Origin of the sequence: Streptomyces sp. NPDC057697 (assembly GCF_042799335.1) — a bacterium.
GTDB lineage: Bacteria > Actinomycetota > Actinomycetes > Streptomycetales > Streptomycetaceae > Streptomyces.
This window is the reverse complement of record NZ_JBHVJA010000001.1, coordinates 925,507-945,204: the sequence shown is the minus strand read 5'-3', so window position 1 is coordinate 945,204 and position 19,698 is coordinate 925,507. Positions and strand designations below refer to the sequence as shown.

General features: G+C 72.1%; 18 protein-coding genes. 6 read left to right on the top strand and 12 right to left on the bottom strand.

The window, feature by feature from the left end:
* Nucleotides 1-250: 250 nt before the first annotated feature.
* Nucleotides 251-1,090, bottom strand: a complete 840-nt coding sequence (locus ACFVFH_RS04195) for an MOSC domain-containing protein (protein WP_383763051.1) — start codon at nucleotides 1,088-1,090, stop codon at nucleotides 251-253.
* Entirely contained in the window at nucleotides 1,087-1,737 is a 651-nt protein-coding gene (locus ACFVFH_RS04190; RefSeq protein WP_383763049.1) for a CatB-related O-acetyltransferase, read from the bottom strand. Before ACFVFH_RS04190 ends, ACFVFH_RS04195 begins: the two co-directional genes overlap by 4 nt.
* A gap of 74 nt (nucleotides 1,738-1,811) precedes the next feature.
* Between ACFVFH_RS04190 and ACFVFH_RS04185 the strand changes: the two genes are divergently transcribed.
* From ACFVFH_RS04185 to ACFVFH_RS04170, 4 genes are all read left to right on the top strand, one after another.
* On the top strand, nucleotides 1,812-2,480 hold the full coding sequence (locus ACFVFH_RS04185) for an O-methyltransferase (RefSeq protein ID WP_383763046.1): 669 nt from the start codon (nucleotides 1,812-1,814) through the stop codon (nucleotides 2,478-2,480).
* Between the two features lie 183 nt (nucleotides 2,481-2,663).
* The gene (locus ACFVFH_RS04180) at nucleotides 2,664-3,182 is read left to right on the top strand and encodes a proline dehydrogenase (RefSeq protein WP_383763044.1); all 519 of its coding nucleotides are present in this window, start codon (nucleotides 2,664-2,666) and stop codon (nucleotides 3,180-3,182) included.
* A gap of 362 nt (nucleotides 3,183-3,544) precedes the next feature.
* On the top strand, nucleotides 3,545-4,756 hold the full coding sequence (gene fabV / locus ACFVFH_RS04175; protein ID WP_383763042.1) for an enoyl-[acyl-carrier-protein] reductase FabV: 1,212 nt from the start codon (nucleotides 3,545-3,547) through the stop codon (nucleotides 4,754-4,756).
* A 96-nt stretch (nucleotides 4,757-4,852) separates the two neighbouring features.
* The gene (locus ACFVFH_RS04170; RefSeq protein ID WP_383763039.1) at nucleotides 4,853-5,725 is read left to right on the top strand and encodes an alpha/beta fold hydrolase; all 873 of its coding nucleotides are present in this window, start codon (nucleotides 4,853-4,855) and stop codon (nucleotides 5,723-5,725) included.
* A 121-nt stretch (nucleotides 5,726-5,846) separates the two neighbouring features.
* Here ACFVFH_RS04170 and ACFVFH_RS04165 read toward each other — a convergent pair whose 3' ends face one another.
* The 9 genes from ACFVFH_RS04165 to ACFVFH_RS04125 all read right to left on the bottom strand — a co-directional run bounded on the left by ACFVFH_RS04165 (nucleotide 5,847) and on the right by ACFVFH_RS04125 (nucleotide 15,522).
* Nucleotides 5,847-6,488 carry a superoxide dismutase gene (locus ACFVFH_RS04165; protein ID WP_093542517.1) on the bottom strand — a complete coding sequence of 214 codons (642 nt, stop codon included), beginning with the start codon at nucleotides 6,486-6,488 and terminating at the stop codon, nucleotides 5,847-5,849.
* 129 nt (nucleotides 6,489-6,617) lie between these two features.
* A complete protein-coding gene (locus ACFVFH_RS04160) occupies nucleotides 6,618-8,057 on the bottom strand; it encodes an FGGY family carbohydrate kinase (protein WP_383763036.1) in 1,440 nt (479 codons plus the stop codon).
* Nucleotides 8,058-8,059: 2 nt separating this feature from the next.
* Entirely contained in the window at nucleotides 8,060-9,133 is a 1,074-nt protein-coding gene (locus ACFVFH_RS04155) for a 2-hydroxyacid dehydrogenase (protein ID WP_383763034.1), read from the bottom strand.
* A complete protein-coding gene (locus ACFVFH_RS04150; protein WP_383763031.1) occupies nucleotides 9,130-10,206 on the bottom strand; it encodes an ABC transporter ATP-binding protein in 1,077 nt (358 codons plus the stop codon). The genes ACFVFH_RS04155 and ACFVFH_RS04150 overlap by 4 nt, the downstream gene beginning before the upstream one ends.
* A 73-nt stretch (nucleotides 10,207-10,279) precedes the next feature.
* Complete coding sequence (locus ACFVFH_RS04145) at nucleotides 10,280-11,098, bottom strand: DeoR/GlpR family DNA-binding transcription regulator (protein ID WP_383763028.1); 819 nt, start codon at nucleotides 11,096-11,098, stop codon at nucleotides 10,280-10,282.
* Nucleotides 11,095-12,249, bottom strand: coding sequence for an ABC transporter ATP-binding protein (locus ACFVFH_RS04140; protein WP_383763025.1), 1,155 nt, complete (start codon nucleotides 12,247-12,249; stop codon nucleotides 11,095-11,097). Before ACFVFH_RS04140 ends, ACFVFH_RS04145 begins: the two co-directional genes overlap by 4 nt.
* Nucleotides 12,246-13,076: a carbohydrate ABC transporter permease gene (locus ACFVFH_RS04135; protein ID WP_383763022.1), complete on the bottom strand. Its 831-nt coding sequence runs from the start codon at nucleotides 13,074-13,076 to the stop codon at nucleotides 12,246-12,248. Before ACFVFH_RS04135 ends, ACFVFH_RS04140 begins: the two co-directional genes overlap by 4 nt.
* Nucleotides 13,077-13,125: 49 nt before the next feature.
* The gene (locus ACFVFH_RS04130; protein ID WP_383763020.1) at nucleotides 13,126-14,100 is read right to left on the bottom strand and encodes a carbohydrate ABC transporter permease; all 975 of its coding nucleotides are present in this window, start codon (nucleotides 14,098-14,100) and stop codon (nucleotides 13,126-13,128) included.
* Nucleotides 14,101-14,103: 3 nt separating this feature from the next.
* On the bottom strand, nucleotides 14,104-15,522 hold the full coding sequence (locus ACFVFH_RS04125) for an ABC transporter substrate-binding protein (protein ID WP_383763017.1): 1,419 nt from the start codon (nucleotides 15,520-15,522) through the stop codon (nucleotides 14,104-14,106).
* A 155-nt stretch (nucleotides 15,523-15,677) separates the two neighbouring features.
* On the opposite strand from ACFVFH_RS04125, the gene ACFVFH_RS04120 reads away from it, so the two are divergent.
* Nucleotides 15,678-17,105 (top strand): FGGY-family carbohydrate kinase, encoded by a 1,428-nt coding sequence (locus ACFVFH_RS04120; RefSeq protein ID WP_383763592.1) that lies wholly within the window; start codon nucleotides 15,678-15,680, stop codon nucleotides 17,103-17,105.
* Nucleotides 17,106-17,174: 69 nt separating this feature from the next.
* Nucleotides 17,175-17,825, top strand: coding sequence for a histidine phosphatase family protein (locus ACFVFH_RS04115; protein WP_383763014.1), 651 nt, complete (start codon nucleotides 17,175-17,177; stop codon nucleotides 17,823-17,825).
* Here the strand turns inward: ACFVFH_RS04115 and ACFVFH_RS04110 are convergent.
* On the bottom strand, nucleotides 17,815-19,233 hold the full coding sequence (locus tag ACFVFH_RS04110; protein WP_383763012.1) for an amino acid permease: 1,419 nt from the start codon (nucleotides 19,231-19,233) through the stop codon (nucleotides 17,815-17,817). The two genes, ACFVFH_RS04115 and ACFVFH_RS04110, sit on opposite strands and share 11 nt — an antisense overlap.
* Nucleotides 19,234-19,698 lie beyond the last annotated feature (465 nt).

Below are 19,698 nucleotides of genomic sequence, written 5' to 3'. Positions count from 1 at the left end.
ATGGGTTTCGGGTGAGTGCCGATGTCAACTCCGCCTGCTCTGTGCCGACGTGGCGGATTTGCTGACGCAGGCATAGGGCCACGGCTGTCCACGTACGGGCATCCGCCCCGTCCTGGCCCACATCGGGGATTCCCTCCCCACTGATTCGCGGTGACGGCGGCCCCGGGAGGGGCCGACACGGGCAAGGCCCGCACGCGCCGGGCCGCCCCGCGCCCGACCGTCACGGGTTGCGCCGCCCCGTGCCCGACCGTCATGCGTCGAGCCACTCCGTGACCTCGACCGTGTCCCCGACGTTCAGCACGCCCTCGCAGACCACCGCGTTCTTCGCGCCGAAGCTGACCCTGTTCCCGTACTCCGGCTCGCGCCGGTACGTCGACAGGGTGCGGATCGGTTCCGGGCCCATGCGGTGGCCGGTCGTCTGGTCGACCATGGGGACGGCGCAGCGCGTCGCCCGTACCGAGTGGGCGAGTTCGACGGAGCAGATGAGCATCCGGCGTACCCGGTCCTCGAAGTGGGGCTCGTCGTGGCCGGTCAGGACGATGTTGGGGCGGAAGCGGTCCATGGGGACGGGCTTCGCGTCGCCCCGGGCGGTGATGCGGGCGTTGAGGTCGTCCAGGGAGGCCGTCGAGGCGACCAGCACCGCGTGCGCGTCGGCGAAGTTGACCTTGCCGGGGGTGTCGCCCCAGCCGTCCCGGTCGAAGCCGGGGGCCACGCGCACCAGGCGGGACTTCACGCCGAGCGCGTCGGAGAACCACTCCGCGACTGCGTCCCCCTGGTCGACGGCCGCGCCGAGCGGGCGGTCGAACATGCTGACGTCCAGGCGCGGGCCGTCCCGGTCGACGTCGAGGCGCAGCGGCTCGACCCCCGGGGCGGCCAGGGCCAGCGCTGCGCCGCCGTCCAGGACCCCGACCCGGATCGCGGCCATGGCGGGGTGCGTGCGCTGGCTGCGGAAGGCGCCGTCCGCCGCGTCCACGACCATGAACGTACGGTCGTGGGCCAGGCCGGTGCCGAGGACCTGTGCCGAGTCGACCGTGGTCCCGGCGCAGCCCTTGACCGGGTAGTAGGCCAGCTCGCGGACGGTGATCGTCATGGCGTTCCTTCCGGGGCGGCCGCTTCGAGGGCGTCGACGCTGCCGGACATGATGGTGCGGATGTGCCGGGTGAGGTGCTCGACGGGCCAGTCCCACCAGGCGACGGCGAGGAGCCGGGCGACGGTCTCCTCGTCGTACCGGGTGCGGATCAGCCGGGCCGGGTTGCCGCCGACGATGCCGTAGTCGGGTACGTCGGAGGTGACCACGGAGCCGGCGCCGATGATCGCGCCGTGCCCGATCCGTACGCCCGGCATCACCATCGAGCCGTAGCCGAACCAGACGTCGTTGCCGACGACCGTGTCGCCCCGGCCCGGCAGGCCGGTCAGCAGGTCGAAGTGTTCGGCCCAGGAACCGCCCATGGAGGGGAACGGGAACGTGGACGGCCCGTCCATCCGGTGGTTGGCGCCGTTCATGAGGAACCGCACCCCGGTCCCGAGCGCGCAGAACTTCCCGATGACGAGCTTCTCCGGCCCGTAGTGGTAGAGCACGTTGCGGGTCTCGAACGCGGTGGCGTCGTCCGGGTCGTCGTAGTACGAGAAGTCCCCGACCTCGATCAGTTCGGACTTCACCAGGGGCTTCAGCAGGACGACCCGGGGCTGGCCCGGCATCGGGTGCAGAACGGTGGGGTCGGCGGGGGCTGGAGTCATGCTGTTCATCATCGCATTCGTCGGCATGAGGTAAGTTCCTTTTGGGAACTCAATCCGAGCGAGAGGAACATACCGTGACGCCGGCGCGATGGACCGAGGTCGACGACTACTTCAACGGGCTGCTGGTGGGCCCGGACGCGGCCCTGGAGGCGGCCGTGGAGAACAGTGACGCGGCGGGGCTCCCGGCGATCCAGGTCGCCGCCAACCAGGGCAAGCTGCTGAACCTGCTCGCCAGGCTCCAGGGCGCGCGCACCGTGCTGGAGATCGGCACCCTGGGCGGCTACAGCACCATCTGGCTGGCGCGTGCGCTGCCCGAAGGCGGCAGGGTCGTCACGCTGGAGGCCGATCCGGCGTACGCGGAGGTCGCACGGGCCAACATCGAGGGGGCCGGGCTCGCGGACGTCGTCGAGATCCGGGTCGGCCGCGCCCTGGACACACTGCCGGAGCTCGCGGCGCAGGGGCACGGTCCGTTCGACGTCGTGTTCATCGACGCGGACAAGCCGAGCAACCCGGACTACCTGGCCTGGTCCCTGAAGCTGACCCGGCCCGGCAGCCTGATCATCGCCGACAACGTCGTACGCGACGGCGAGGTGGTCGACGGCGCCAGCGAGGACCCGAAGGTGCAGGGCGTACGCCGGTTCACCGAACTCGTCGCGGCCGAGCCGAGGTTGACCGCGACCGCGCTCCAGACGGTGGGGAGCAAGGGGTACGACGGGCTGATGATGGCACTCGTCACCGGCTGACGCGCCCGCCGGTACCGGCCGGGGCGCTCGCGGGGGCGGTACGCGGTACGCGGCGTGCGGCGTGTGGGCCGAGCGGCGCGGCCTGTACACCGGGTCGACGGGCGGGTCGACGGGCGGGGCGTCGGACTGCCGTGGTCGGACTGCGGTGGTCGGGCGGCGGTGAAGCGAAGGCAGAATGCGTGCATGGACGCTGGACTCGCCGCGCTGCTCGGTGCCGCCGTTGGCTCGCTCGCCACCCTTGGCGCGGCGATGGTGAGCGGGCGTGCCGCGGCGCGCTCGCAGTACGCCCAGTGGCGCAGACAGCACCGCAGGGATGCCTACGCCGACTACCTCGGCGCGCTGCACGACCGCGATGTGGCCATGGGCGCCGTCTTCGACGTACTCCGGCCGGACGATCCCGACCTGCGGAAGGCCGACGAGGAGGTACGACGCTTCGTGGCCCTGGCGCGCGAGGTGCACCGCGTGGCCGAAGTCGTCACCATCGAAGGGCCCCTCGCCATGGTGGCGGCGGCGGACCGCGTGGCCGGGGCATCCGGTGACCTTTCCGACGTGATGCGGCGGATGGTGAAGGACGCCCACGCGGGAGACACCTCCCGCAAGGCGGCGGACACCGCCCTTGCCGTCGAGCGGGAGCACGCCCTCTACCAGGCGGTGAAGAGCTTCCGCTCGGCGGCCAGGGACGTTCTCGACGCTCAGGACTAGGGCCTGTCGTCGAAGCGCCGTCGTCCGGCCGGAGGCCGGGCCGTGCGGTGTCCGGTGCGTGCGAGCGCAAGGCGCGGGACCGTCCCCGTACCGGGTGTACGGGGACGACTCCGTCGACGACGCGGCGAGCGTGCCTGCCGGGAACCGCAGGCAGGCGGCACTTCGACGACGGGTCATGGGCCGCGTCGGCCCCCGGTTCCGGCCGTCGTGCCATCAGTGGGAAGCCTCCAAGCGCTGCCGGGCAATACTGTCGCCGACGAGGTGACCACCCGTCTCCGTACGGTCGCAGACTTGCAGGGCGCGGTGCATGCCCTCGCGGTCGCCGCTTCCCCGTCCGTGACGAACCGTAAGGACCCGAGCACGTGAGCGAACGCGTCATCGCCCCCAAGAACCGTGGTTTCCTCTTCCTCGACTCCCACCCGGCGGGCTGCGAACGCCTGGTCGAGGACATGTGGCGGGCCGTCCCCGCCCCGTCCCGCATCCCCGACCGGGCCCCCGTGGCGCTGGTCATCGGCTCCTCCGCCGGGTACGGGCTGGCCGCGACGATCGCCGGTCTCGCCCGCGCCGGGATCCGTGGCATCGGGGTCTGCTTCGAGAAGGCCCCGGGGCGGCGCACGGGTACGGCCGGCTGGTACCGCACGGCCGCGACCGCCGAACTCGCCCGGCGGCACGGTCACGACATGGTGTTCCTCAATGGGGACGCGTTCTCCGACGAGATGAAGAACCAGGTCGCGCGGGTGCTGGAGGAGCGGTTCGGCGGCCGTCTGGACTACCTGGTCTACTCGGTGGCCGCCCCGCGCCGTACCGACCCCGACACCGGGGCCACCTACGCGTCCGTCCTCAAGCCCATCGGTGAGCCCTACAGCACCAAGACCCTCGTCTTCGACGACGCGGGCACCGGCGAGGTGCGGGAGGTCGGTACGCAGCCCGCGGACGGCGACGACATCGAGCAGACCATCGCAGTCATGGGCGGTACCGACTGGGAGCGGTGGATCGACCATCTCGCGGACCGCGGACTGCTCGCCGAGGGATTCACCACCGCCGCCCTCTCCTACATCGGCTCCGCGCTGACGGCCGCGATCTACCGGCAGGGCACCATCGGCGCCGCCAAGTCCCACCTCGAACAGACCGCCCGCACCCTCGACGAGCGGCTCGGCAAGCTCGTCGGCGGGCGCGCGGTCACCTCGGTCAACGCGGCCGCCGTCACCCAGTCCTCGACCGCGATCCCCGGCATCGCCCTGTACGTCGGGCTGCTCCGCGGCGTCCTCGGCGCGTCCATGGTTCCGCCGATCGGTCAGCTCACCGACCTGTGGGACCAGCTCACCGGTGTCCGCCCGCTCGAACTCGACGAGGAGGGGCGGGTGCGCCTGGACACCTGGGAACTCGCCCCCGCCGTCCAGGCGGCCGTCACCGAGCGGTGGAACACCGCCACCACCGAGAACATCACCGAACTCGCCGACCTCGGCTGGTTCCACGCGGAGGTGCGGCGCCTGTACGGGTTCGCGGTGCCCGGCATCGACTACGACGCGCCGGTCGAGACCGACATCGCCTGGCCGGACGCCGCCACCCCCTGAGCCGCACTGGCGATTGCGCCGGCGGGACCGGCGGGACCGGCGGGACCGGCGGAAAAGCCTTGGACGGATGCGAGTGATCCGGCCATGATCGGATGCATGGATTTGCATGTGATCGACCCGGTTCGTATCGGTACGGAGCAGCTCCCGGGAGGCCGGCTGCTGGGCTGGGCCGAGTGGGGGCCGGAAGACGGGACGCCGGTGCTGTTTTCGCCCGGCGCGGCCACCAGCAGGCACCTCGGGTTCGGCGCCGATGCGCTGGACGGGCTCGGGGTGCGGCTGATCTCCCTCGACCGCCCGGGGCTGGGGGCCTCCTCGCCGCTGCCGGGGCGTACGTTCGGTGACTTCGTCGACGATGTCCGCGCGTTCGCCGGGCAGCGCGGGCTGGGGCGGCCCCTGATGGTCGGCAACTCGCAGGGGGCGCCGTTCGCGCTGGCGTGCGCCGCCGCCGGGGCGGTCCGGGCGCTCGCGGTGGTCTCCGGCGCGGACGAGATCGCCGAGCCGGGCTTCACCGACGCGCTGCCGGAGGAGCTGCGGCGCCTCGTCGACCTGGCCGTGGCCGACCCGGCCGCCGCCGAGCAGGTCTTCGCCGGGTTCACCCCGCAGGGAATGTGGGACATGGTCATGTCCAACAGCCCGGAGTGCGACCTCGCCGTGTACCAGCAGCCCGCGTTCGCCGCCGCCTACCGCCGGGCCCTCGACGAGGCCTTCGCGCAGGGGGCGGCCGGATACGCCCGGGACACCGCGCTGGCCATGGGGCGCTGGGAGATCGGGCTGTCCGACATCTCCGTGCCCGTCGACCTCTGGTACGGGGAGAAGGACATGAGCCACTCGCCCGACCAGGGGATCCGGCTGGCCTCGCGCATCCCGGGCGCGGCGCGGCACCTGGTGCCGGGGGCCGGAGGAGCGGTGCTCTGGACCCACTCCGAGCAGGCGCTGAGCACGCTGCTGGGGCGTGTCGCGGGCCGTTGAGCCGTCCGGTGTCACAGAAGGGCCCCCGCCTGCACGTCCAGGCGGGGGCCCTTCCTTCATCCGCCTGCCCGGTGAAGGTTGAGAAGACGATCACGAGGCAGGACGTATCCGGGTCTCCCGGTCAGGGGGCGAGCAGCAGCACGTCGGCGCGCTCCTTGGCGGCCGCGTAACGCTTCGCCACGTCCTGCCAGTTGACGACGGCCCACATCGCCTCGATGAAGTCGACCTTCTGGTTCTTGTACTGGAGGTAGAAGGCGTGCTCCCAGGCGTCGAACACCAGGACCGGGACGGAGCCCTGGCCGACGTTGCCCTGGTGGTCGTAGACCTGCTCGACGATCAGCTTGCCGCTGACCGGCTCGTACGCCAGGACGCCCCAGCCGGAGCCCTGCGTGGTGGCCGCGGCCTTCGTCAGCTGGGCCTTGAACCCCGCGAAGGAGCCGAACGACTCGGTGATCGCGTCCGCCAGATCGCCGACACCGTCCGCCGCGAGGGGCTCGCCGCCGCCGTCACCGGTCATGTTGTGCCAGTAGATCGAGTGCAGGATGTGGCCGGAGAGGTGGAACGCGAGGCTCTTCTGAAGCCCGTTGATCGCTCCCCAGGCCTCCTTGTCGCGCGCCTCCGCCAGCTGCTCCAGGGTGTCGTTCGCACCCTTCACGTAGGCGGCGTGGTGCTTGTCGTGGTGGAGCTCGATGATCTGCGGATTGATGACCGGTTCGAGCGCCGCGTAGTCGTACGGGAGTTCCGGAAGCGTGTACGTGGCCATGTGATCGAACCCTTCAGCTGCTGCCATGTTGTTATTGCAACCTCTATGCAAGAGCAGGCTAACAGCAGGAAGGGTCGATGGTGATCAGCCCTTCGACGTAGGACCGGAGCCCTCCCGGGGAACGGGAGGTCAGGCGCGGGCGCGTGTGCGGGCGTCGGCGAGTCGGTTCAGGTGGTCCTCGTACTCCTTCGTGTAGTGCGCCGCGCGCGCCGGGTCCGGGTCGACGATCGCGGTCGGGGCCGTCCACGCCGCCGTGTCCAGCTCCGTGCCGAAGCGCCGGGCCGCCGCCAGCACCGCGCCGCGTGCGCCGACCTCGCCCTCCACGATCCGGACCGGGCGGCCCAGTACGTCGGCGAACAGGCGCGTCCAGGCGGGGGAGCGGGTGCCGCCGCCGCACAGGGCGAGGGTGCCGGTGAGGCCCGCGGCCTCCAGGCAGTGCCGGGCGGCGAAGCCGATGCCCTCGCAGACGGCGCGGATCAGATCGGCGGGGGTCGTCTCCAGGGACACGCCGGTGAACTCGGCGCGCAGCCTCGGTTCGACGAACGGGGCGCGTTCGCCGGACGGGGCGAAGTAGGGGAGCACCCGGACCCCGTTCGCGCCGGGCGCGGTGGTGGCGAGCAGCGCGTCGACCTCCGTGTGGCGTACGCCGGTGGTGGTCAGGACCCAGTCCAGGGCGGCGGTGCCGACCATCGCGGGCATGGCGCGCAGCCAGTGGCCGGGGCGGTCGGTGGAGATGTGCAGCCCCGCCGGTTCGCCGTCCAGGGCGAGCCGTTCGGTGGCCACCAGCGCGGCCAGGCAGGTGCCGACGATCAGGAGCCCGTCGCCGGGGCGGGTGACGCCCGCGCCGAGTGCGCTGGCCGGCAGGTCGTACGGGCCGTTGGAGACCGGTGAACCCGAGGGGAGTTCGGCGGTGGCGACCGGGTCGCTGACCGGGGCGAGGAGCGAGGACCGGTGGGTGAGGCCGAGCGCGGCCACGACGTCCGGGGCGTACGCGCGGGTCACCGGGTCCAGGAACGGCATCGACGCGTCCGAGACGTCCGTGGCCCGGACCCCCGTCAGCCGCTGGAACACCATGTCCTTGCAGTACAGGGCGGTCGTCGCGGCGTCGAGCGCGGCAGGTTCGTGCCGGTCGAGCCAGGCCAGCACCGGGCCCGGACAGCCCGGGAACATCGCGCTGCCGGTGCGCCGGTAGACGGTCTCGAAGACCCCGGACGCCAGCCAGGCGTCGACCAGCTCATGGGCCCGGCCGTCCATCCAGGAGATCGCCTTGCGGACCGGCCGGCCCGCCGCGTCCACCAGCCAGACGCCGTCGCCCTGGCCGGTGAGGCCGACGAACGCCACCCCGTCGGAGCCGAGCGCGGCCAGCACCTCGCCGACCGCGCCGTACACCTCGTCCATGTCCTGTTCCACGCGGCCGTCGTGGATCGCCAGCCCCACCGGGCGGGACTCGACGGCCAGTGTGCGGCCCAGCGGGTCGAAGGCCGCCGCCTTCACCACGGACGTGCCGACGTCGACGCCGATGTAGCGCGGCTCGGTTCCGGTTCCGCTTCCGCATCCGCTTCCGGTCATCGTCACGGCTCCTCCCGGAGGGCGTGGGCGAGTGGTTCGCCCCGTACGTAGCGCGCCACCTCGGCGGCCGCGATCCGGGCCGCCTTCTGCGCGACGGCCCTGCTCGCCCCCGCCACATGCGGGGTCATCAGCAGGTGCGGGGTACGCAGGAGCCGCGAGCCGGGCGGGGGCGGCTCCTGCTCGTAGGTGTCGAGCGCCGCGGCCCGCAGCTGCCCCGAGTCCAGCGCGTCGCAGAGCGCCTCCGTGTCCAGCAGCCCGCCCCGGGCCGCGTTCACCAGCACCGCACCGCGCGGCAGCAGCGCCAGTTCGCGGGCGCCGATGAGATGCCGGGACTCCGGGGTGAGTCGGGCGTGCAGGGTGAGGACGCGCGAGCGGGCCAGCAGCGCCTCCAGCGAACCGGCCCGCATGCCGTGGACGTCGCCGCGCACATACGGGTCGTACACCTCGACCTCGGCGCCGAACGCGGAGAGCACCCGGGCCACCCGGCTGCCCACCGCTCCGTAGCCGATCAGCCCGACCGGGGTGTCCTCCAGCTCCAGGCCGCAGTTCTCGTAGGTGTAGTGGGAGGCGTCCCAGCGGCCGTCGACGGCGAGGGAGTGGTGCGCCTCGGGGATGCGGCGCAGCGCGGAGAGGATCAGCCCGACGGTGAACTCCGCGGTGGCCGCCGCGTTCCGCCCCGGCGCGAAGCACACCCGTACGCCCCGGGCGTGTGCCGCCGCGGCGTTCACATTGACCGGGCCGCCCCGGCAGACCACGATCAGCCGCAGGTCCGGGGCGGCCGCCAGCACCCGCTCCGTGAACGGGCCCATCTGCGTCACGCACACCTCCACCCCGTCCAGCGCGGCGATCAGCGCGTCCTCGACATCGCTCGCCTCGTCGACCTCGGCGACCTTGCCGAAGGGTTCCAGGGGCCAGGGCAGGGTGAGTTCGCCGAGCCGGGGCTCCGTGCCGAGCGGCCCCAGGGCCCGGTGCAGGGCGTCGGCGAGCAGCGAGTTGCGGACGAAGTGGTCACCGGCGAGCAGAATCCTCGGCGCGGGGCGGTTGCTCTCGGGCCGGACCGTCTCGGGGCGGGTCATCGCAGAGCGTCTCCTGTCTGGGCGTCGAAGACATGGATGTGCCGGGGATCGGCGGTGATGCGTACGGTGTCGTCCCGGTCGAGCCGTACCTCCGGACCGGTCACGACGACCAGCGGCTCCGCCACCCCGTCGAGCGACAGCGTGGCGATGCCGGATTCCAGCAGGGGTTCATGGGCGGCGACCCGGGCCCGTGCACCAGTGTCGTCCAGGCGGAGGTCCTCCGGGCGGACCCCGAGCACCGCCGCGCGTCCCGCCGCGATCCGGTGCGGTACGGGGATGCGTACGGAGTCCGAGAGGCGCACCGCGCCCGCCGCGTCGGCCGTGCCGGGCAGCAGGTTGATGGCCGGTTCCCCGACGAAGTCGGCGACGAACAGGTTGGCCGGGGCGTCGTAGATCTCCTCGGGCGTGCCGAGCTGCTGGATCTCGCCGTCCCGCATCACCGCGATCCGGTCGGCGAGCGACAGCGCCTCCTCCTGGTCGTGGGTGACGAGGATCGCGGTGTGCCCGCTGTCGCGCTGGATGCGTTTCAGCTCGCGCCGGGTGGTGTCCCGCTGGGCGGCGTCCAGATGGGAGAGCGGCTCGTCGAGGAGGAGGACGTCGGGGGAGCGGATCAGGGCGCGGGCCAGGGCGACCCGCTGCTTCTGGCCGCTGGAGAGCCCGGCCGGGCGGGCGTCCAGGAGATCGGCGATCCCCATGCGTTCGGCCATCCGGGCGACCCGGCGGCGGATCTCGGCCCGGCCGCACCCGCCCCGGGCGGCGAGTCCGAAGCCGAGGTTCTCCGCGACCGTCAGCGGCGGGTACAGCGCGTAGTTCTCGAACGCCACTCCGATGTTGCGCCGCCGGGCCGGGAGCGCCACCACCGACGAACCGCCGATCAGGATGTCGCCGCCGGTCACCGTCTCCAGCCCGGCGATCATCCGCAGGGTCGTGGACTTCCCGCAGCCGGACGGGCCGAGCAGCCCCAGCAGCTCGCCGGAGCGCAGCTCGACATCGATGGACCGGACGGCCTCGACGGCGGCCCGGCCCCGCCCGGTGTAGGTCTTGCGCAGGGCGCGCAGGGCCAGTTCGGTCATCCGCGACCGCCGCCTCGCGCCCGTCCGCCCCGGGACTCACCCGTCGCCGCCCCGCGCTCACCCGTCATCGTGTTCACCCGTCATCGCGGTCCTCCGCTCCGGACTCCCGGCCCGTGCCGCACACCTCGTACGGCACCTTGTGTTCGTCGAGCTCGCGCAGTGCCCGCGGGGACGCCCCGTCGTCGACCAGCAGCAGATCGAAGCGGGAGAGCGGGGCGAGCCGGTGCAGAGCGACCCGGCCCAGCTTGGAGTGGTCCAGGAGCAGCACGTTGCGGCTCGCCGAGTCGAGCATCGCCCGCTTCACGGAGACGATGTGCTGCTCCTGGTGGTAGGCGAAGCCGCCGGACACGGCGGAGGTCGAGGTGAAGCAGATGTCGACCTGGAGCGACTGCACCGCCTCCACGCACGAGACGCCGAGGAAGGAGGAGTGCAGCGGGTCGAAGTCCCCGCCCAGACCCATCAGATGGATGCCGCGTTCCTGCGACAGCAGATTGATCGCCTCCAGGAAGTTGGTGACGACGGTCAGCGGGGTGATGGAGCGCAGCCGGCGCGCTATCTCCAGCGTGGACGTCGAGTCGTCGAGCATCACCGCCATCCCCGGCTCTATGAGCCGCAGGGCCCGTTCGGCGACGGCCGCCTTCTCGGCCCGCATCGTCTTCAGCCGGTAGGAGACGTTCGACTCGAAGACACCGGACGGCTGGGCGGTGACGCCGCCGCGGAACTTGCGGACGATGCCCTGCCGTTCCAGCTCGTCCAGATCGCGGTGGATGGTCATCAGGCTGACGTCGAAGCGCTCCGCCAGCTCTGCGGCGCTCACCTCGCCCTGGGCGAGGACGTACTCGGCTATGGATGCCTGGCGCGGGGCGGGGCCCCGCTGCGGAACGTTGCTCACGTGCTGATCCTTCGTCCTGGACGTGCCGGCCGGTCGGCCTCGAACAGCAGCAGACTCTCAGGCCGCAACGAGAGCCGTACCGGATGGTCGGGCCTGAGCCCGGCCGCCTCGGCACGCGGGGCGACCAGGGACAGCTGCTGCCCGCCGATCCGGACGGTGACCTCGGTGGCCCGGCCCAGCAGCTCGGTGACATGGACGGTGCCGGTCAGCTCCAGGGCGCGGGCCCCGCCGCCACCGGTACGTTCCCGCCCGGGAGGCCCGCCGCCGGTACGCCCCGGCCCCGCGATCCCGATGTCCCGCGGGCGTACGCCCAGTTGGACGGAGGTGCCGGGCGGCGCGGGCACCGCCAGCGGCAGCTCGTACGCCCCGTCCGGCGACCGGAAGCGCCCCTCGGGCGTCACCGTGCCCGGCAGCAGATTGATCCGCGGCCGCCCGAAGGACCGGGCGACGAAGGTGTCGTACGGGCGGTGCCACAGCTCCTCCCGGGTCCCGGTCTGCACCATCCGGCCCTCCCGGATCACCCCGATCCGGTCGCCGAGCGCCAGCGCCTCCACCGAGTCGTGGGTGACGTACAGCGTGGTCGTGCGCCGGACCGCGCCGATCGCCCGCAGCTCCGCGCGCATCGCCTGGCGCAGCTTGGCGTCCAGGTGCGACAGCGGCTCGTCCAGCAGGAACGCCCTGGCCGGCCGCACCAGCACCCGGCCGAGCGCCACCCGCTGGCGCTGCCCGTTGGAGAGCCGGCCCACCTGACGGTCCAGCAGGGCGCCGATGCCCAGCAGCTCGGCGACCTCCCCGATCCGCTCGCGCGCCTCGTGCGCGGGGAGGCGGTGGCGCGGCGAGCGGAGCGGGGAGGCGAGGTTGTCGTACGCGGTGCGGTGCGGGTAGAGCGCGTACGACTCGAAACACATGGCCACGCCCCGGTCGTAGGGCTCCACGCCCGCCATGTCCGCGCCGCCCAGCTCGACCGTCCCGGACTGCGGCTGTTCCAGGCCCGCGATCGTCTTGAGCGTGGTCGTCTTCCCGGCGCCGGAGGGTCCGAGCAGACAGAAGAACTCGCCCTCGGCCACCTCCAGGTCCAGGCCGTCCAGCGCGGTGTTCCTCCCGAACCGCTTCCGCACCCCGCGCAGCGCGATGGCCGCCGGGCCGGTCATGACTTCACCGCCCCGAACGACAGGCCGCGCACCAGATACCGCTGGATGGTGAGCGCCAGCAGCAGCGGCGGGACCACCGAGACCAGGGCCGCCGCGGCCGTCAGGTTGTACTTGGGCCGGTCGCCGCCGAGGAAGGACAGCGCGCCGACCGTCACCGTCTGCGCGTGCGACGAGGTGAGGATCAGCGGGAAGACGAAGTTGTTCCAGGCGAAGATGAACGCCAGCAGCGAGACGGCCGCGATCCCCGGTTTCACCAGCGGCAGCGCGACCCGGAAGAAGGCCTGCTTGCGGGTGTAGCCGTCCAGCAGCGCCGCCTGCTCCAGCTCCGGGGAGAGGTCGGAGAAGTACGACCGCATGATCCAGACGATCAGCGGGAGCGTCACCAGTTGCAGCACCCACACCACGCCGACGTACGTGTCGAAGAGCCCGAGCTTCTGGTAGAGCACGAACAGCGGGATGATCACGGTCAGTTCGGGGGCGAAGCGGAACGAGAGCAGGGTGAACATCAGGTTCTCCGAGCCGCGGAACCGCCACCGCGCGGCGGCGTACGCGGCGGGCAGCCCGATCACCAGCGACAGCGCGACGGCCCCCAGCGACACCACGAGGCTGTTCACGAAGAACCGGACGAACGGCACCCCCTGGTCGCCCCCGGCGCCCAGGACCGTGCGGTACGAGTCGAGGGTCGGGGTGAACGAGAAGTACGTGCTGAACAGCTCGTTCGTCGGCTTCAGCGAAAGGATCACCATCCAGACGACCGGGAACAGCGCGAAGACGAAATAGGCGATCAGCGCCAGGTCGGCGGCGGCGGAGAGCAGCTTGCGCCTCATCGGGCCGCCTCCTCGTGGTCCGCCGCGCCGGCGCGGAGCGGTTCGCGGTTCATCGGGGCACCTCCGCCGCCCGGTTCTGGACGCGGCCCAGATAGCGCACCAGCACCATCGTGACCAGGTAGACCACGGCCCACAGCACGATCATGTAGCTGATCCCGAACGAGTAGCGCTGGAAGCGGATCGCCTCCAGATAGGCCCGGATCTGGAGCACCATCGTCGAGTCGCCGGGGCCGCCCTCGGTCAGCGCGTAGATGATGTCGAAGACCTTCAGCGAGTCCATGAACCGGAAGATCACGGCCACCAGCACGTACGGCCAGAGCATCGGCAGGGTCAGGCGCCGGAAGGTGAACCACCAGCCCGCCCCGTCGACCGCCGCCGCCTCGAACGGCGAGGCGGGCAGCGAGCGCAGACCGGCCAGCGCCAGGATCGCGACGAACGGGGTGTAGACCCACATGTCCACGGTGATCGACGAGAGCAGCGCGCCGGTCGGGGTGTCCGTCCACTGCACCCCGCCGAGGCCGAACGGCTCCAGCAGGTGGTTGACGACCCCGACCGACGGCTGGAGCATCAGCTTCCACATGATCGCGGCGATCACCGGCGCGATCATCAGCGGCAGGATCAGGATCTTCTCCAGCACCCGCCCGACCCGGCTCGACCGGTGCAGCAGCAGCGCCACGGCCACCCCGAGCACCGTCTCGACCGCCGCCGCGCCGACCGCGTAGGCCACCGTCACCCGCGCCGAGTCCCAGAACGCGGGCTGGGTGAGGATGTGCCGGTAGTTCCCGAGGCCCACCAGGTCCGGCTGCGGCTTGCTCGCCGCGAAGTCGAACAGCGTGTAGTAGAGGCCGAGCCCGAACGGGTAGAGGATGCCGCCGGTCAGCAGCAGCGCGGGCACGATCAGCAGATACGGCCGCAGCGAGCGGCGCCACCCCGGCACCGCCCGTACCCTCTGCCTCCCGGCGGCCTTTCCCGGGGCCGCCCCGGGGTCGTCGGCGACCGGCGCGGGGGCCGTGCGTCCCGGCACCGGTCAGCCGACCTTCGACGCCAGATCGCCGGCCAGGGCGTTCAGCACCGACGAGGCGTTCTTCCCGCCGTAGATCTCCTGGAGCGCGGCGGCCCAGCTGGTCGTCGCGTCGAAGAACTGCTCCTGCGGGGTGAACTGGATCCGCGTCCGGTCGACGACCGCCTCGAAGGTCTCGATGAACCCCGGGATGCCCCGCATCTTGTCCTTGTACGCGGCGTCCTGGCCGATCGATTTCCGCACCGGGTCGATGTGGCCGTACTCGACCGCCCCCTTGCGCAGATGCTCCTTGCCGGTCGCCCACTGGAGGAACAGCCAGGCGGCGGACTTGTCGCGGCTGCGGGCGTTCATGCCGAGCGACCAGATCCACATATTGGTGTCGAGCGAGCCGCCGGGACCCTTCGGGCCGGGGTGGAAGGCGATCTTCCCGGAGGCCGGGGAGGCCCCCTTCACCGCCTGGAAGTAGGCGGCCGTGTCCGCGTCGAAGAGCATCCCCGCCTTCTTCGCCCCGAGATCGCTGGAGCACTGGTACCAGGTGTACGAGGTCCAGGACGGCGGCCCGCCCTTGCGTACCATCTCCGCCCAGTCCCGGGTGAACGCGATCGCCTCCGGGGAGTTCATCGCGGGCTTCACCTTCCCGCCCTCGACCGTGAAGTCCTTCAGGCCGTTGCGGGCGTACATCGTCATGAAGCCGGGGTGGATCGTCGCCCAGCTGCGCGAGCCGCGCACCGCGACCCCGTACATCCCGTCGAAGCCCGCCCCCGGCGCCCGGCGGGTGATCGCCCCGGCGATCTCGCGCAGCTCGTCGAAGGTCTCGGCGGGCTTCAGGCCCAGCTTCCGGAACACCTCGGTGTTGTACGCGACGACATTGGTCTCCCACCCCCACGGCAGCGCGTACTGCCCGCCCCGCCCGAGCGGCGCGCCCGCCTTCAGCGACCACTGGTCGGCCGCGAGGAGACTGGGGAAGAAGTCCTCCTGGTCCCAGTCGGGCCCGGTGGCCGAGGAATTGCGCATCCACGGGCCGAGATCCTCCAGCCAGCCCGGCGGCCCGTACTGCCACACCATGTACGCGCCGAGCATGAACACGTCGTAGGAGGCGCGTCCGCTGGAGAGGTCGACGGTGAGCTTGTCGAAGTAGTTGTCCTCGGGGAAGACGTCGTACTCGACCTCGATCCCGGTCTTCGTGGTGAACGCCTTCAGGTCGGCGATCAGCGCGTCGGTGTACGGGTGCTTGTTGAGCAGCGCCTTGACCTTCCGGCCCTTGGCCCGTTTCCAGTCGAAGGCGCCGGTCACGTCGTCGGCGGCGGAGCCGTCGCTCCTCGCCCCGCCGCCGAAGCCCGTACCGCAGGCGGTGAGCAGCGGGGCGGCGGAGGCGGCCGCACCGAGGGCGAGGAACCGTCGCCGGTCGTGCGCGTGCATGTCCATCCATGACCTCCACGGTCCGGGCGGAGAGATGTGGGGGGCTGTTCACACGTCGAATCGACTGGTTAACAGAGCTTGGAACAACGGAAGTTGGCCGTCAATCCCTCGCGCAACGGAAATTCTCGGTGCAGAGTGAGAACTTCACAGAGGAGACCGATATGTGGATGGGCATCGATCTCGGCACGCAGAGCGTCCGGGCGGTGGTGGCAGGAGACCGTGGCGAGATCCTCGGCAGCGGCTCGGCCCCGCTCACGGGCAGGCGTGAGGGCGTACGACACGAACAGCGGCCCGCCGACTGGTGGACGGCCGTGTGCGCGGCCGCCCGGCAGGCGCTGCGGGACGGCCCCGCCCCGCGCGCGCTCGCCGTCTGCGCCACCTCCGGCACCGTGCTGCTCGGCGACCGGGAGGGCAGACCGCTCACCCCCGGGGTGATGTACGACGACGGACGGGCCGTCGCCGAGGCGGCCAGGGCCAAGTCCCCGCCGAGCTGGGCGCTGCCCAAAGTGATGTGGCTGCTGAAGGAGTACGGGGGCGGGGCGGGCGACGCCGTACGGGTGATGCACCAGGCCGATCTGGTCCTGGCCCGGCTCGCCGGCACACCGCTGCCCACCGATTCCAGCCACGCCCTGAAGACCGGCTACGACCTGGCGCGGGACGACTGGCCGCGCCGCAGGTTCGGCAAGCTGGGCCTGCCCGACGGGCTGTTCCCGGAGGTGGTGCGGCCGGGCACGAGGATCGGTGAGGTGGGGCGGGCGGCGGCCGAGGAGACAGGCATCCCGGCGGGCACACCCCTCGTGGCCGGGATGACGGACGGCTGTGCGGCACAGCTCGCCTCCGGCTCGCTCACCATCGGCTCCTGGAACGCGGTGCTCGGTACGACGCTGGTCCTCAAGGGGGTCACCTCGTCCCCGGTCCAGGACCGGGCCGGGGTCGTCTACAACCACCGCGCGCCGGACGGGAGCTGGCTGCCGGGCGGGGCCTCCGGGGTCGGCGGCGGGGTCCTGAAGGCCGCCTTCCCGGCGGTGGACCCGATCCGCATGGACGCGCTGGCCCGCCCCCACGAACCGGCACGGGTGGTGGCGTATCCGCTGGTGGCGACGGGGGAGCGGTTCCCCTTCGCGGCGCCGGAGGCCACCGGGTTCCTGCTCGGCGAGCCCGCCTCCGAGGCCGAGCACTGGCTGGCCCTGCTGACGGGGGTCGGTCTGGTCGAACGGCTCTGCTTCGACTACCTCGACCTGCTCGGCGCCCAGAACTACGGCTCGCTCACCCTCACCGGCGGCGCGGCCCGCAGCGGCTACTGGAGCAGGCTGCGCGCCGACATCCTGGGCCGGCCCGTGTACATCCCGCAGTACAGCGAGCCCGCCCTGGGCATGGCGATCCTCGCCGCCTACGGTGCGGGGAACGGAACCAGCCTGATCAGGACGGCGGGCGCGATGGTCCGGCTGCGCCATGTGCTGCACCCGCACCCGGTGCGTACGGCGTGGTACACCGAGCCCTACCTCACCCTGGTGGACGAACTGGAGCGGCGCGGCTGGCTCCCCGGCCGGGTCGCCGCCCACGCCCGGACCCGGACGGAGCGGTCATGACCTCGCGCGACCACCGGACCCGGACGGAGCAGCCATGACCTCCCCGACCAGAACCCGAACGGAGACGCCATGACCGGGAGCCCGGCCACCCTGCTGCTCGCCCGCCACGGGCAGACCGTCTGGCACGCGGAGAACCGCTACGCCGGGGTCAGTGACATCGCCCTCACCGACGAGGGCCGCCGCCAGGCCCGGCAGCTGGGCGACTGGGCCGCCCGTAACGGGGTCGACGCGATCTGGACGTCCACGCTCAGCCGCGCGATCGAGACCGCACGCCCCGCGTGCGAGGCGCTCGACCTCACCCCCCGGCGCGCGCACGAGCTGCGCGAATGCGATTTCGGCGAGGTGGAGGGGCGCACCCTGGCGGAGTTCGCGGCCGAGCGGCCCGAGCAGGCCCGGGAGTACCGCGCCGACCCGGTGGCCCACCCCTTTCCCGGGGCCGAGGACCCCCGGGCGGCGGCGGCCCGGGGCGCGACGGCGCTGCGCCGGATCGCGGCGGGGCACCCGGGGCAGCGGGTGCTGGTCGTCGCGCACAACACCCTGCTGCGGCTGGTCCTGTGCGAACTGCTGTCGATCCCGCTGGGTTCCTACCGCCGGGTCCTCCCCCGGCTGCTGAACGCGGCGGTGAGCGAGCTGAGGATCGGGGAGCAGGGCGGTGCGCTGCTCTCCCTCAACGTGCCCTGCGCGCCGAAGGCCCCCGGCGCGCCCGGTGTCAGCCCCTGACGGCAGCCGCCCGCCGCTGCCGTACGGCACCGATGACGCAGAGCACCAGGGTCATCGCACCGGTCGCCAGCAGCTGGTCACGGGTGTCCGGCTGGCGGAGCATCAGGAAGAAGATGCCGGCCATGGCGAGGAGCGCCACCACGGTCAGGAACGGGAAGAACCACATCCGCACCACCAGCAGCTCGGGCGCCTCGCGCTCCAGCCGGGTGCGCAGGATCAGATGGGAGACGGCGATGAAGATCCAGACGACCAGGATCACCGCGCCGATCATGTTGAGCAGCCACGGGAACACGTCGTCGGGACGCCAGTAGCTGAGCAGCACGCACAGGAAGCCGAACACGGACGAGACCAGGACCGCGGTGCGCGGGACGCCCGAGGAGATCCGGCCGAGCCGCTTCGGCCCCTGGCCGCGGCCGACCAGCGAACAGGCCATGCGCGAGGCGCCGTAGATGTTGGCGTTCATCGCGGAGAGCAGGGCCACCAGGATGACCACGTTCATGATCTCGGCCGCGCCGCCGATGCCGAGGTGGTCCAGGGCCGCGTAGAACGGGCCGACCTCCACGACCTTCGGGTCGTCCCACGGGACGAGGGTGACGACGACCGCCATCGAGCCCACGTAGAAGAGCGCGATCCGCCACATCGCCGTCCGCACGGCCCTGGCGACACCCCGCACCGGGTTCTCGGACTCGGCCGCGGCGATGGTGACGGTCTCCAGACCGCCGTACGCGAAGACGGAGGCGAGCAGTCCGATCACCAGGCCCTCGGAGCCGTTCGGCAGGAAGCCGCCCTCGCCGCTGAGGTTGGCGGTGCCGGGGGCGTCCGTACCGGGCAGCACGCCCAGGATCGCCAGTACGCCGAGGACGAGGAAGAGCGTGATCGCCACGACCTTGAGGGTGGCGAACCAGAACTCGAATTCACCGAACTTCGTCACCGAGGCCAGGTTGGTGCCCAGGAAGACCACCATGAACAGCGCGACCCAGGCCCACTCCGGGGTGCCGGGCAGCCAGCCGGTGACGATCTTCGCGGCGCCGATGCCCTCCAGCCCGACGGCGACGCAGAGCAGCACCCAGAACGCCCAGCCCGCGGTGAATCCCGCCCATGGCCCGATCGCCCGCTCCGCGTGCACGGAGAAGGAACCGGAGGCCGGGTTCGCCGCCGACATCTCGCCGAGCATGCGCATCACGAGCATGACCAGCAGTCCGGAGACGGCGTACGCGACGATGATCGACGGTCCGGCGGCGGCGATTCCCGCGCCCGAGCCGACGAAGAGCCCGGCCCCGATGACACCGCCGAGGGCGATCATCGACAGATGGCGCTGTTTGAGCCCGTGGGTGAGAGCCGAATCGGCCCCGGCCGCGGAGACGGTGGCCGGGGAGCCGGTGGGGGGAGACACGGAGTTCCGAGACATGAACAAGCTCTGTTCGGTAGACGAGACGTGGGGGGACGCGGGGGAGTGGGGGACGTGGGGCACGCGGGGGACGTGTGCGGACAGTCTGGGCACGCGCCCCGGCGACGGGGAACCGTTGTCCGCTATACGAGCACGATGCTCACACACGGTGTGCACCCGGACACCCGGGCCCCGCCGCCGGCCGATCCGGGACGGTGACGGCCCCGGGCCCACGACGGGCCGGGTGGAATTGGTGGGACCCTACAGTTCCCTCCGGGTATCGGCTCACCGCCGCATCCGGGCCGTTCCGCCCCCACCTCAGTGACGAGTCTCACGCCGTCATATGATTGCGTACCGCCCTTTGTGCGAACCCCACCAAGGGCCCGGTCATCGCTTTGTGGGCCACGGATGGTGATCGGGCGTTGACCCGTGGGCTAACGTCGGGCCCAGTCCGACCCCCACCTGCCCTCACCCCGCGGAGTCCCG

Coding starts and splice junctions, on each gene's coding strand:
- ACFVFH_RS04195 (WP_383763051.1), bottom strand. CDS start 1,090: ATGACGATCACCGTCCGCGAGCTGGCCTACTACCCGGTCAAGGGCTGC.
- ACFVFH_RS04190 (WP_383763049.1), bottom strand. CDS start 1,737: ATGACTCCAGCCCCCGCCGACCCCACCGTTCTGCACCCGATGCCGGGC.
- ACFVFH_RS04180 (WP_383763044.1), top strand. CDS start 2,664: ATGGACGCTGGACTCGCCGCGCTGCTCGGTGCCGCCGTTGGCTCGCTC.
- ACFVFH_RS04170 (WP_383763039.1), top strand. CDS start 4,853: ATGGATTTGCATGTGATCGACCCGGTTCGTATCGGTACGGAGCAGCTC.
- ACFVFH_RS04165 (WP_093542517.1), bottom strand. CDS start 6,488: ATGGCCACGTACACGCTTCCGGAACTCCCGTACGACTACGCGGCGCTC.
- ACFVFH_RS04160 (WP_383763036.1), bottom strand. CDS start 8,057: ATGACCGGAAGCGGATGCGGAAGCGGAACCGGAACCGAGCCGCGCTAC.
- ACFVFH_RS04155 (WP_383763034.1), bottom strand. CDS start 9,133: ATGACCCGCCCCGAGACGGTCCGGCCCGAGAGCAACCGCCCCGCGCCG.
- ACFVFH_RS04150 (WP_383763031.1), bottom strand. CDS start 10,206: ATGACCGAACTGGCCCTGCGCGCCCTGCGCAAGACCTACACCGGGCGG.
- ACFVFH_RS04140 (WP_383763025.1), bottom strand. CDS start 12,249: ATGACCGGCCCGGCGGCCATCGCGCTGCGCGGGGTGCGGAAGCGGTTC.
- ACFVFH_RS04135 (WP_383763022.1), bottom strand. CDS start 13,076: ATGAGGCGCAAGCTGCTCTCCGCCGCCGCCGACCTGGCGCTGATCGCC.
- ACFVFH_RS04125 (WP_383763017.1), bottom strand. CDS start 15,522: ATGGACATGCACGCGCACGACCGGCGACGGTTCCTCGCCCTCGGTGCG.
- ACFVFH_RS04120 (WP_383763592.1), top strand. CDS start 15,678: ATGTGGATGGGCATCGATCTCGGCACGCAGAGCGTCCGGGCGGTGGTG.
- ACFVFH_RS04115 (WP_383763014.1), top strand. CDS start 17,175: ATGACCGGGAGCCCGGCCACCCTGCTGCTCGCCCGCCACGGGCAGACC.
- ACFVFH_RS04110 (WP_383763012.1), bottom strand. CDS start 19,233: ATGTCTCGGAACTCCGTGTCTCCCCCCACCGGCTCCCCGGCCACCGTC.